Origin of the sequence: Bacillus sp. FSL R5-0434 (assembly GCF_038004745.1) — a bacterium.
Taxonomy (GTDB): Bacteria; Bacillota; Bacilli; order Bacillales; family Bacillaceae; genus Bacillus; species Bacillus halotolerans.
In genome coordinates this window covers 2,827,359-2,840,301 of record NZ_JBBORV010000001.1, presented here as the reverse complement: position 1 = coordinate 2,840,301, position 12,943 = coordinate 2,827,359, and the positions used below count along the sequence as shown (strand labels likewise).

Sequence of the window (12,943 nt, the reverse complement as noted above, 5' to 3'; positions counted from 1 at the left end):
TCACTTTTTGGTGCCTGTAAGGAGAGTGAACCGCATGGAGAAGAAAAAATATAACATTTCAGTTGAAGCGACTCTTGAAGTAATAGGAGGGAAATGGAAATGCGTGATTTTATGCCACCTGACACACGGAAAAAAACGAACAAGTGAGTTAAAGCGTTTAATGCCGAATATCACTCAAAAAATGCTGACCCAGCAGCTGCGTGAGCTGGAAGCTGACGGTGTCATTAACCGTATCGTGTACAATCAGGTTCCTCCTAAAGTGGAATACGAACTGAGTGAATACGGCCGCAGCTTAGAAGGCATTTTAGATATGCTCTGCGATTGGGGAGCAAATCATATCAACAAGGTATACGGCGATACTTTCTCTGTATTAGAAGAAAGTGTGCTCAATGATAAATTGAAACAGGAATCATAAGAAAATAAAGCAGGCAGTGCGCAGCGCTGGCTGCTTTTTTGATTCTTTATCCTCATATTGTGTGCGAGAAAACGTATGATACATCATAAATTAGCGTTATAATCGTTGATTTTTATCAATATGTACTGGCGAATTCTTTTTAATGTGTTATACTAATTTCAGATGACAACAATTTAGAATGACATAATTGATGAGGGGTGACCAACGTGAAGGTAAAAGTAGCGATAAACGGGTTTGGAAGAATCGGAAGAATGGTCTTTAGAAAAGCAATGTTAGACGATCAAATTCAAGTAGTGGCTATTAACGCCAGCTATTCGGCTGAAACGCTGGCTCATTTAATAAAGTATGACACAAATCACGGACGGTACGACAAAGAGGTTGAGGCTGGAGAAGACAGTCTGATTGTGAATGGAAAAAAAGTACTCTTGTTAAATAGCCGTGATCCGCAACAGCTGCCTTGGCGGGAATATGATATTGACATTGTCGTTGAAGCAACAGGGAAGTTTAATTCAAAAGAAAAAGCGATGGGACATATTGAAGCGGGCGCGAAAAAAGTCATTCTGACCGCTCCGGGGAAAAATGAAGACGTTACCATTGTGATGGGTGTTAATGAAGACCAATTTGATGCTGAACGCCACGTCATTATTTCAAACGCGTCATGCACGACAAATTGCCTTGCACCGGTTGTGAAAGTGCTTGATGATGAATTTGGCATTGAGAGCGGTCTAATGACGACAGTGCACGCTTATACGAACGATCAAAAAAATATTGATAATCCGCACAAAGATTTGCGCCGCGCCCGGGCATGCGGTGAATCCATCATTCCGACGACAACAGGAGCGGCAAAGGCGCTTTCGCTTGTTCTGCCTCACCTGAAAGGAAAGCTTCACGGTCTCGCATTGCGTGTGCCTGTACCGAACGTCTCATTAGTTGATCTTGTTGTCGACTTGAAAACGGATGTAACGGCAGAAGAGGTAAACGAAGCATTCAAACAGGCTGCCAAAACGTCAATGTACGGAGTGCTTGATTATTCGGATGAACCGCTCGTGTCGACAGATTATAATACGAATCCGAATTCAGCGGTTATTGACGGGCTTACGACAATGGTGATGGAAGACAGGAAAGTAAAGGTTCTCGCATGGTATGACAATGAATGGGGCTACTCATGCAGAGTAGTTGATCTCATCCGCCATGTGGCGGCACGAATGAAACATCCATCTGCTGTATAGAATAAGGTCATGGACACAATTTAAGAAAAAACCCTTAACAGCATATTTCTGAAAAAACGCTTCTTGCAAATTAGACTTAAACACAGTATACTATTTTTCGTGAACTTCTTGCTTGAGACTGTTTCGGGATTACTTAAAGGGTTAGGACCTCTCCGGACTAACTTTCCCCCGTGGTAAATAGCCGACCCAGTTGTTGGAACTTCACTTTTTAATTCTTGTTAAGGGGGGTCCATGACTATGGAAACAATGGGGCGTCACGTTATCTCCGAGCTATGGGGATGCGATTTTGATAAGCTGAATGACATGGATTTTATTGAAAAAACGTTTGTAAATGCTGCTTTAAAATCAGGAGCTGAGGTGCGCGAGGTTGCATTTCACAAATTTGCACCGCAAGGCGTAAGCGGAGTCGTTATTATTTCCGAATCACATTTAACGATTCACAGTTTTCCTGAGCACGGATATGCAAGCATTGATGTTTATACTTGTGGAGACTTAGATCCTAATGTCGCTGCTGACTACATTGCAGAGGCATTACATGCTGATACAAGAGAAAACATTGAAATACCAAGAGGAATGGGGCCTGTGCAGATTAAACAGGCGCAAGCGAAAGTACTATAGAGCAAACACGAACACAAAGGGAGCTGGAGCTAGAAAGCGTTACGCGCTTTTTAGCTTATGCTCCTTTTATTTTTATGAACAAACAGGGGCGGCTAGCTTTTTCTTTTTCCGTTTTTTTTGTAAAATAAGAAAGAGATATGTCATAAACCGCCTGATGCTGTTAGACACAGCCTAAACAACGGCTCTCCCGACAGATGCCTGTCACATCACTTATAGCCGGAGGCTGCCGAATATACATTGCAGGGAACGAAATAGTTGGGAGCTGATTTTATTGAAATGTCCTTCATGCCAGCATAACGGAACGCGAGTCCTCGATTCACGGCCTGTGGATGACGGAAAATCCATTCGCAGAAGACGGGAATGCGAAGCCTGCCATTACCGTTTTACTACCTTTGAGAAAGTGGAGGAAACCCCGCTCATCGTTGTCAAAAAAGAAGGCGTGCGAGAGGAATTCAGCAGGGAAAAAATGCTGCGCGGCCTTATTAAAGCATGTGAAAAAAGGCCTGTTTCACTCAAAACGCTGGAAGATATGTGTTTTGACATTGAAAAAGAACTGCGCAATCAAGGCTGTTCCGAAGTGAAAAGCGAGTTCGTCGGAGAAATGGTCATGGATCGCCTGGCTAAGGTTGATGAAGTCGCATACGTGCGGTTCGCGTCCGTCTATAGGCAGTTTAAAGATATTAATGTCTTTATCGATGAATTAAAAGATTTAATAAAGAAAGAGCGTTAAAGAGCTAAAAGGATTCTTCTAGCTCTTTTCTCATGTGCAAAATTGGCATTTGATAGATATTCGAAACGGTGTAAAATGAGAGGTAGAAACATAATCGGAAGGTTTGAGAATGTATGGCTGACTATTGGAAAGATGTACTGCCTGTAGACCCTTATGTGGTGAAGAGCAAATCAATGCTGCAGGATATTGACAGACAAATTATTACACAACTGTACCAGCCCTTAATCGGCCCTGTTGCATTCTCTCTTTATATGACATTGTGGGGAGAACTTGAACAAAACCGTCTGTGGGGCGGAGAATCCACACATAGACAGCTGATGGGAATGACCCAGTCCAATTTGAAAACGATCCATCAGGAACAGGGGAAGCTCGAGGGCATCGGATTGCTAAAAGTATATATGAAAGAATCCGAGCGGCAGGAGCGCCTCTTTATATATGAACTGCTGCCGCCGCTGCGGCCGAATGAATTTTTCGAAGACGGCATGCTGAACGTTTTCCTGTATAACAGAGTCGGAAAAACAAAATATCAGCAGTTAAAACAATTTTTTACGCATCCGGCGATTTCAGAAGACGCCAAAGACATTACAAGGCCGTTTAATCATGCGTTTGAATCACTGCAGCCGAGTGAATGGAAGCTCACATCCGATATGGAGGAAACGGTGAGACTTGCGACGGGAAGGGAGTATACAACTGTCGGACAGGCTCCGTCCTATACCGTTACAGAGGATGTGTTCGATTTTGATTTGTTTTTAGCGGGGCTTTCGGAGACGATGATTCCAAGAAAAGCAATGACACAGCAGGTGCGGGAAACGATTAAAAAGCTTTCTTATTTGTACGGCATTGATCCTTTGCAGATGCAAAATGTCGTCATGAGCGCGATCGATGAGCATGAAGTGATTACCACCGAAGCTTTAAGAAAAGCAGCAAGTGACTGGTACCAAATCGAGAGGAACGGACAGCTGCCGGACTTAGTGGAGAAAACACAGCCGGTACATCTGCGTGAAGGCGGAAAAGCGGCAGAAGAGGATTCGCTGGATAGTGAGCTGATCGCATTGCTGGAGGTCATCTCACCGAAAAAGCTTCTTCAGGATATCGCGGACGGAACCGAACCGTCAAAAGCAGATCTGAAAATTATAGAAGAAATTATGTTTGAACAGAAGCTGGAGCCAGGCGTCACAAATGTATTGATTTATTACGTCATGCTGAAAACCGACATGAAGCTGTCGAAAAATTATATACAAAAAATTGCCTCCCATTGGGCGCGCAAAAAAGTCAAAACGGTCAGAGAAGCGATGAAGCTTGCCATAGAAGAAAACCGCCAGTATCTCGAATGGGCTGAAGGGAAAACGAGCCAATCTTCTAAACGAAATCAAAAAGTGATTCGCGAAGAAAAACTTCCTGACTGGATGAAAGAAAAGAAAACGGCTTCCGATTCTGAAACCGGACAGCAAATGCTGCATGAACAGGACTTGGAAGAACAGAAGAAAAAGATGATGGAAGAAATGAAAAAACTGAAAAAATACTCTGCCTATTAAGAGCAGAGATGCGGGGTGAAGTAATACATGGAACCAATCAGCCGTTCCCTGCAGGGCGTAACCGGCAGACCGGATTTCCAAAAGCGTCTTGAACAAATGAAGGAAAAAGTGATGAAGGATCAAGACGTTCAGGCATTTCTAAAGGAAAATGAAGACGTCATCGATCAAAAAATGATTGAAAGAAGCTTAAATAAGCTTTATGAATATATTGGACAGAGCAAGCACTGCTCTTATTGTTCAGAAGACGAAAACAGCAATAATCTGTTGGAGGGCTACCATCCGAAGCTTGTGATGACCGGCCGCTCTATTGATATCGAGTATTACGAATGTCCGGTCAAACGAAAGCTCGATCAGCAGAAAAAACAGAAGTCTCTCATGAAAAGCATGTATATTCAGCAGGATCTTCTCGGAGCGACGTTCCAGCAGGTTGATATTAATGATCCGAGCAGACTTGCAATGTTCCAGCATGTCACAGATTTTCTGAAAAGCTATAATGAGACGGGAAAAGGGAAAGGATTATATTTGTACGGCAAGTTCGGTGTAGGAAAAACCTTTATGCTCGCCGCTATTGCCAATGAGCTGGCGGAAAAAGAGTATTCCTCCATGATCGTCTATGTGCCCGAATTTGTCAGAGAGCTGAAAAATTCGCTTCAAGATCATTCGTTGGAAGAAAAGCTGAACATGGTAAAAACCACGCCTGTATTGATGCTCGACGACATCGGAGCAGAATCGATGACGAGCTGGGTCAGGGATGAAGTTATCGGGACAGTGCTTCAGCACAGAATGTCCCAGCAGCTGCCGACTTTCTTCTCTTCTAATTTCTCGCCTGATGAGCTGAAACATCATTTTACGTATTCGCAAAGGGGAGAAAAGGAAGAAGTGAAAGCGGCAAGATTAATGGAGCGGATTTTATATCTGGCTGCTCCTATCCGTCTTGACGGAGAAAACCGCCGCCATTAATAACCGCTGCGGTTCAAAGGGGAAGGAACTGAGGGTATGAAACTTAAAACGGCTGTTAAATGGCTGGCAGTGCTTGCGGGAGCAGGCTTGATTTTTTGGGCAAATAAAAGGTATTTAAATCTATCTCCGAAAGAAATCCGGATATGGGTTTTATCATTCGGCATCTTTGCGCCGCTTATCTTTATCGGGATATCGATCGTCAGGCCGCTTGTATTATTTCCGGTATCAGTTATTTCTATTGCGGGCGGTCTGGCCTTTGGCCCGATTCTCGGCACGCTCTACACACTATTTGGGTCGATGTGCGCTTCGGCTGTCTCATTTTTTGCAGCCGGTCTGTTTGCGGCAAAAACCAACAGCCATCACGAAAGGCTGGAAAACATCCAGAAACAGATGGAGGAAAACGGTTTTTTCTATATCTTTCTTCTGCGGATCCTTCCGATTAATTTTGACTTCGTCAGCTATGCGGCAGGGCTTTCTAATGTCAAGCCGCTCCCATATTTTGCGGCGACGGCTGGGGGAATCATCCCTGGGACCGTTGCGCTGAACGTGCTGGGAGCAAGCTTTTTCACGGGCAATTTGCCCGCCTTCTTTCTCGTCCTCGGATTTTATATCATTTTTATGGCGCTGCCATTTATCTTCAGAAAGAAAATGCAAAGCTTGTTTCAAGAATCAAATTAAGATTTGCCGGTGACCTTTACGTCTATTTTAAAAACATCCCCCATATACTTGTAACAGATGCCGTAAGGGGGGACAAACATGCTTGAAATAATCTTTGAAGATGACCATGATACAGCCGCTTTTTTACATCTCATTCAGCATTCGGACGATCGGAAAAACATCATTGTCCGTGAAGGCATACGAAAAATCGGGATTGAAAAAGCTGAGCCGGCTTTCTCTATTCAGGGTTTTATGGAGCCGATTCTGGTCAAGTTTTTTTTAGATTGCAAAGAAGACGAGCATATGCTGTCGTTGATTGAAGAGACGTATTGTTTCACGGACCAGGATGAGCAGCAGCAAATCCTTCAGCTCGCACACAGTATTATAGAAGGAGAAGCTGATGTTCTTCCGTTTGAACCGATGAAGCCGCCGCGTAAGCAGTGTATTTTAGATGAGCTCCAAACGATTTGTTTAGAGAACGGGGTATTTTCAATTCGTTCCTTTCAAACCTTTCGCCTCGGAAAGTACTACGAACAGCTTAGAGAAACTGTGGAAGCGGCAATAGACGAATATAAGATGGAGCAGGAGTACCAAAACTTTATTCAGACACTCAGAGATTATGTAATGGCTAAACCGCCGCGAATTAAAAAGGTGCACATTGTCCATGATGGTTCATTTACACTGTGGGAGATGCGCTATGTGCCGGAACGGGAAAAAATGAAATACATAGACAGGCGATTTGTCCGGGATCATCCCATGTACATTGACTCCCATTTGCTTGCACCGCTGATCTCCATCGCGCCTGATGAGGTGATTCTCTATACAGACCAGCCCGAGCATATGATGGTAAGGACGATTCAAAACGTATTTCAAGAGCGTGTGCAAATGCTTCCGCTTCACGCGTTTTCAAACGCTGAAACACCGGTCAAGCACTCAGAGGGATAAGTGCCGGCAGCCTGTAAACTTAAGGCTGCCGCTTGAAAAAAAGGAAATACAATCGTGTTGATTTTTTGGAACGAACAATTTATAATACATAGGAGATTAAGATTGACACACGTACTGATAAGGACATGAAGGAATGATACCGGCTTAAAGAGAGGGAAGTCACGGCTGCAAGCTTCCCAGCTAAGGACCATTCGCTTTACCGCCTTTGAACCTCAGCTGTGAACCCCCTTTATAAGGAACAGTAATAGCTGACGGGAACTCCCGTTACAGAGTTTAGAGCCGCAGATGCCGGTGTATTGGCTTGCGGAAAAAAGGGTGGAACCACGATTCCGTTTATTCAACCTCGTCCCTTTCATAGGGGGCGGGGTTTTTATATGCAAAAAAAGGAGTGACAATGATGTCAGATATGGTAAAAATCACATTTCCTGATGGAGCAGTCAAGGAGTTTGCGAAAGGAACAACAACAGAAGATATCGCGGCATCCATCAGTCCGGGATTAAAAAAGAAATCATTAGCCGGAAAACTGAACGGAAAAGAAATCGATTTGAAAACGCCGATCAACGAAGACGGCACTGTGGAAATCATTACTGAAGGATCAGAAGAGGGTCTTGAGATTATGCGCCACAGTACGGCTCACTTGCTGGCACAAGCGATTAAACGCATTTACAAAGACGTGAAATTCGGTGTCGGTCCGGTTATCGAAAACGGTTTTTACTATGATGTAGAAATGAAAGAAGCGATTACGCCGGAGGATCTGCCGAAAATCGAGAAAGAAATGAAAAAAATCGTCAATGCGAACCTTCCGATCGTTCGAAAAGAAGTCAGCCGTGAAGAAGCGAAAGCCCGCTTTGCAGAAATCGGCGATGACCTGAAGCTTGAACTGCTGGATGCGATTCCTGAGGGAGAAACCGTATCGATTTACGAGCAGGGCGAATTCTTTGACCTGTGCCGCGGCGTACACGTTCCATCAACAGGAAAAATTAAAGAGTTTAAGCTGTTAAGCCTTGCAGGTGCATATTGGCGCGGTGACAGCAATAATCAAATGCTTCAGCGTGTATACGGAACAGCTTTCTTCAAAAAAGCTGATCTTGACGAGCATCTTCGCATGCTTGAAGAAGCAAAAGAGCGTGACCACAGAAAACTTGGCAAAGAATTAAAGCTGTTTGCGAATTCTCAAAAAGTCGGACAAGGTCTGCCGCTTTGGCTGCCAAAAGGCGCGACAATCCGCCGCACGATCGAGCGCTATATTGTCGATAAAGAAATCAGCCTCGGCTATGAACACGTCTATACACCAGTGCTTGGAAGCAAAGAGCTGTATGAAACATCAGGACACTGGGATCATTATCAAGAAGGCATGTTCCCTCCGATGGAAATGGATAATGAAACACTTGTGCTCCGTCCGATGAACTGCCCGCACCATATGATGATTTATAAAAACGATATTCACAGCTACCGTGAGCTTCCGATTCGTATCGCTGAACTCGGCACAATGCACCGCTACGAAATGTCAGGTGCGCTGTCAGGTCTTCAGCGGGTGCGCGGCATGACACTGAATGATGCCCACATCTTTGTCCGCCCGGATCAGATTAAGGATGAGTTTATCCGGACAGTTCGTTTGATTCAGGACGTATATGAAGATTTCGGCTTGCACGATTACACATTCCGTCTGTCTTATCGTGATCCGGAAGACACAGAGAAATACTTTGATGACGATGAAATGTGGAACAAAGCGCAATCTATGCTGAAAGCGGCAATGGACGAAATTGGCCATGACTATTACGAAGCAGAAGGCGAAGCTGCATTCTACGGCCCTAAACTTGATGTTCAGGTGAAAACAGCGATCGGCAAGGAAGAAACATTGTCTACTGTTCAGCTGGACTTCTTGCTGCCTGAACGCTTTGATCTGACATATATCGGTGAAGACGGCAAGCAGCATCGTCCGGTTGTTATTCACAGAGGTGTGGTATCAACAATGGAACGCTTTGTTGCATTCCTAATCGAAGAGCATAAAGGCGCACTTCCAACATGGCTTGCACCGGTTCAGTTCCAAGTCATCCCGGTTTCTCCGGCTGTGCATTTGGATTATGCGAAGCAAGTACAAGAACGCCTGCAGCGTGAAGGCCTGCGTGTAGAAGTCGACAGCCGTGATGAAAAAATCGGCTACAAAATCCGCGAAGCGCAAATGCAAAAAATTCCGTACATGCTTGTGGTCGGTGACCAAGAAGCAGAAAACGGTGCGGTAAACGTCCGTAAATACGGAGAGCAGAAGTCTGAAACCATTTCACTTGATGATTTTGTGAAAAAGGCTGTAGCTGAAGCGAAGAAATAATACAAAAAAGCATGATCTCATGTAAGAGATCATGCTTTTTTATTTATGTTCTAAAATAGGAAACAAATCATGAAGGCTGCTGATGATGTGATCAGGCGTCACTTCTGTTTCATTTTTCTTATCCGTCCGGTTGATCCATACGGTTTTGATACCGGCTCTGGAAGCGCCTAAAATGTCTGTATTCAGGTTATCGCCGATCATGATGGCATCCTCTTTCTGGATCTTCATCAGCTGCAGGCAATGCTCGAAAATAGAAGCATCAGGTTTCCCTTTGCCAAAAGCGCCTGAGATGACAATTTCATTGAAATAAGGGGCGAGCTCAGGCACGCCGGCGAGCTTCTCCTTTTGCAGACTCGGATCGCCGTTAGTCAAAAGCAACAACTCGTACTTTCCTTTTAATTGATCAAGCACATCAAATGTTTCATCGTAAACAAACGGGCGTTTTCGGCGTTCCGCTGCAAAAAACTCTCCCAAATATTCACCATATGCCGGATCGTCGACACCAAGCGCTTTCAGGCCGTTTGTCCATGCGTTTCGTCTGTACTCCGGCACAATCTTATTCAGCTTCTGAAATCCTTCACTGATCGGCTCGGAGAAATTTGACCACAGCCCTTCAAACGGGTTAATGCCGATCATCACCGTATAAGGGTATGTCTCGTAAGACATGTACAATTCTCTCGCCGCTTCCCGAACAGCTGCTTCGAATTCCTCAGGGTCAAGACCATATTTTTTCTCGGCCTGTAAACATGTTTCTGCAAATGTTGTTCTGACGCTTTTCTCATCCCAAAGTAGTGTATCGTCTAAATCAAAAAATACGGCTTTCATGATCTTCTCCTCTGCTTCAGATTCAATTCTTTCTGCCAAAAGGCTCATGTTTATTCTACAATAGATAAAAGTCTTGTGAAATATGTTTTCAGACGATTTTAAAAAAACAGTCAGCCATGAAACGGTTTGCCGAAAAAATGATAAAATGAAATGGGAAAGAACAGGTGACACAGATGATTCAATTAATGATCATGATGCTGGAAAGGGTAGGGATTATCGTTATATTGGGATTTATTCTGGCCCACACTAAACTTTTCAGACAGGCACTTCAAAATCCGGAGGGCTACAAAGGAAAAGCTGTATTGATTTCTATTTTTTCTCTTTTCAGCATCATCAGCAATTATACCGGCATCGAAATTCAAAAACATATGATTGTGAATAATGATTGGGTGTTTACAATAGATCCGTCGGGCTCTATTGCAAATACCCGTATTTTGGGCGTGGAAATAGGCGGGCTTTTGGGCGGGCCGTTTGTAGGAGCGGGAATCGGTTTATTAGCAGGCCTTCACCGTTTTTCGCTCGGCGGCAGCACGGCTTTAAGCTGTGCGGTCTCATCCGTTTTAGCAGGGTTTCTTGCGGGGTGGATCGGCAGGTATTTTACGAAGCGCTATCGAATGCCGACACCGCGTATCGCAGCCCTCGTCGGGATCGGTATGGAGACCTTGCAAATGGTCATTATTTTGCTGATGGCAAAGCCGTTCAATGATGCTTGGGAGCTTGTCAGCATGATCGGGATTCCGATGATCCTCATTAACGGAACAGGCAGCTTTATTTTCCTGTCGATTATTCAAGCCATTATTCGCAAGGAAGAACAGGCAAGGGCGCTTGAAACGCACAGGGTGCTGACCATTGCCGATCAGACGCTTCCTTTTTTCCGTCAAGGGTTAAATGAAAGCTCTTGTAAAAGTGTAGCGGCCATCATCCATAAGATGACCGGAACGGATGCGGTATCTCTGACGGACAATGAGAAAATACTTGCGCATGTCGGCGCGGGAATGGACCATCATATCCCATCTAAAAGCCTGATCACAGGCCTGTCTAAAAAGGTAATTAAAACAGGGCGTATCATGAAGGCTACTTCACAGGAAGAGATTGAATGCACCCATTCGGAATGCCCTTTGCACGCGGCGATTGTACTGCCTTTGACATCAAACGGCAACACAATCGGAACGTTAAAAATGTATTTTAAAAGCCCGGCCGGCCTCAGTCAGGTAGAGGAGGAGCTTGCCGAGGGGCTGGCCATGCTGTTTTCGACACAGCTTGAGCTCGGTGAAGCCGAACTGCAAAGCAAGCTTCTGAAGGATGCGGAAATCAAAGCGCTTCAAGCACAGGTTAACCCGCATTTTTTATTTAATGCCATCAATACGATTTCTGCTTTATGCCGGACAGATGTTGAAAAAACCCGTAAGCTTTTGCTGCAGCTTAGCGTGTACTTTCGTTCTAATCTCCAGGGAGCAAGACAGCTGCTGATCCCGCTTTCAAAGGAGCTGAACCATCTTCAAGCCTATCTGTCATTAGAACAGGCGCGTTTTCCCGGGAAATATAAGATTGAGCTTGATATTGACAGCAGGCTGGAACAAATTGAGATTCCTCCGTTTGTCTTGCAGGTGCTTGTTGAAAACGCATTACGGCACGCATTTCCAAAAAAACAAGACATGTGCAAGGTAACGGTTTGTGTCTTATCTGACGAGTCATCCGTCTATATGAAGGTCACGGACAATGGGCGCGGAATTCCGCCGGACGTCTTGCCGGAATTGGGGAATAAACCGCTGCCTTCTAAGGAAGGAACAGGGACTGCGCTTTATAATCTGAATCAGCGGCTGATCGGTTTATTCGGGCAGCAGGCTGCATTACATATCAAGAGTGAGGTACAAAAAGGGACAGAGGTTTCCTTTCATGTACCTATGCAACAAATGAAAGAGGGAGAAGAACATGCTCAGGGTGTTAATAGTTGATGATGAGATTCTGGCAAGAGATGAACTGGCTTATTTACTCAAAAGGACAAATGAGGAATTAGAAATCAATGAAGCGGAAAATATTGAATCAGCGTTTGACCAAATGATGGATCAAAAGCCTGATTTGCTGTTTTTAGACGTTGACTTATCCGGAGAGAATGGTTTTGATATCGCAAAACGATTAAAGAATATGAAGAACCCCCCGGCTATTGTGTTTGCGACGGCCTATGACCAGTATGCACTTAAAGCTTTTGAAGTGGACGCTCTTGATTACTTAACCAAACCTTTCGATGAAGAAAGGGTTCGGCAAACAATGAAAAAGTATAAAAAGGTAAAGCGGGAGATTGATGAACCAGAACAGATCAGCCATGCCAGCCAGCATAAATTAGCCTTATCTGTCGGTGAATCGATTGTGATTGTGGATACGAAGGATATAATCTTTGCGGGAACCGAAGACGGCCATGTCCATGTAAAAACCTTTGATGTATCTTATTCAGTCAATGATACGCTCGTTGTCATTGAAAAAAAGCTGCCGGAAACTGATTTTCTCCGCGTCCATCGAAGCTTTGTCGTTAATACTGAGTACATCAAAGAGATACAGCCATGGTTTAATTCCACCTATAATCTGATCATGAAAGACGGATCGAAAATACCGGTCAGCCGGACATATGCCAAGGAATTAAAAAAGCTGCTCCATATTTGATGGGGCGGCTTTTTGTATTTCATCCTTTTTATGCTGCAACTC

At 44.3% G+C, this 12,943-nt stretch carries 12 protein-coding genes; 11 read left to right on the top strand and 1 reads right to left on the bottom strand.

Features of this window, described 5'->3' with window-relative positions; genetic code table 11:
- Positions 1 to 34: 34 nt before the first annotated feature.
- From NYE43_RS14780 to thrS, 9 genes are all read left to right on the top strand, one after another.
- Complete coding sequence (locus NYE43_RS14780) at positions 35 to 415, top strand: winged helix-turn-helix transcriptional regulator (protein WP_024122445.1); 381 nt, start codon at positions 35 to 37, stop codon at positions 413 to 415.
- A 206-nt stretch (positions 416 to 621) separates the two neighbouring features.
- Entirely contained in the window at positions 622 to 1,644 is a 1,023-nt protein-coding gene (locus NYE43_RS14775; RefSeq protein ID WP_024122444.1) for a glyceraldehyde-3-phosphate dehydrogenase, read from the top strand.
- Between the two features lie 237 nt (positions 1,645 to 1,881).
- Positions 1,882 to 2,262, top strand: coding sequence for an adenosylmethionine decarboxylase (speD, locus tag NYE43_RS14770; RefSeq protein WP_003223584.1), 381 nt, complete (start codon positions 1,882 to 1,884; stop codon positions 2,260 to 2,262).
- Positions 2,263 to 2,533: 271 nt separating this feature from the next.
- On the top strand, positions 2,534 to 2,992 hold the full coding sequence (gene nrdR / locus NYE43_RS14765) for a transcriptional regulator NrdR (protein ID WP_010335260.1): 459 nt from the start codon (positions 2,534 to 2,536) through the stop codon (positions 2,990 to 2,992).
- Between the two features lie 113 nt (positions 2,993 to 3,105).
- A complete protein-coding gene (gene dnaB / locus NYE43_RS14760) occupies positions 3,106 to 4,527 on the top strand; it encodes a replication initiation membrane attachment protein DnaB (protein ID WP_101860141.1) in 1,422 nt (473 codons plus the stop codon).
- 27 nt (positions 4,528 to 4,554) lie between these two features.
- Positions 4,555 to 5,487, top strand: coding sequence for a primosomal protein DnaI (dnaI, locus tag NYE43_RS14755; RefSeq protein WP_024122442.1), 933 nt, complete (start codon positions 4,555 to 4,557; stop codon positions 5,485 to 5,487).
- Positions 5,488 to 5,523: 36 nt separating this feature from the next.
- Complete coding sequence (locus NYE43_RS14750; RefSeq protein WP_101860142.1) at positions 5,524 to 6,165, top strand: TVP38/TMEM64 family protein; 642 nt, start codon at positions 5,524 to 5,526, stop codon at positions 6,163 to 6,165.
- A gap of 78 nt (positions 6,166 to 6,243) precedes the next feature.
- Positions 6,244 to 7,089, top strand: coding sequence for a putative sporulation protein YtxC (ytxC, locus tag NYE43_RS14745; RefSeq protein WP_024122441.1), 846 nt, complete (start codon positions 6,244 to 6,246; stop codon positions 7,087 to 7,089).
- A 397-nt stretch (positions 7,090 to 7,486) separates the two neighbouring features.
- On the top strand, positions 7,487 to 9,418 hold the full coding sequence (thrS, locus tag NYE43_RS14740) for a threonine--tRNA ligase (RefSeq protein ID WP_101860143.1): 1,932 nt from the start codon (positions 7,487 to 7,489) through the stop codon (positions 9,416 to 9,418).
- Positions 9,419 to 9,457: 39 nt separating this feature from the next.
- Here the strand turns inward: thrS and NYE43_RS14735 are convergent, their stop codons facing one another.
- Positions 9,458 to 10,243, bottom strand: coding sequence for an HAD family hydrolase (locus tag NYE43_RS14735; protein WP_038954252.1), 786 nt, complete (start codon positions 10,241 to 10,243; stop codon positions 9,458 to 9,460).
- 173 nt (positions 10,244 to 10,416) lie between these two features.
- Between NYE43_RS14735 and lytS the strand changes: the two genes are divergently transcribed.
- Positions 10,417 to 12,198: a two-component system sensor histidine kinase LytS gene (lytS, locus tag NYE43_RS14730; RefSeq protein WP_101860144.1), complete on the top strand. Its 1,782-nt coding sequence runs from the start codon at positions 10,417 to 10,419 to the stop codon at positions 12,196 to 12,198.
- Positions 12,176 to 12,901, top strand: a complete 726-nt coding sequence (locus tag NYE43_RS14725) for a LytR/AlgR family response regulator transcription factor (protein ID WP_024122438.1) — start codon at positions 12,176 to 12,178, stop codon at positions 12,899 to 12,901. Before lytS ends, NYE43_RS14725 begins: the two co-directional genes overlap by 23 nt.
- The last annotated feature ends 42 nt before the right edge of the window (positions 12,902 to 12,943 follow it).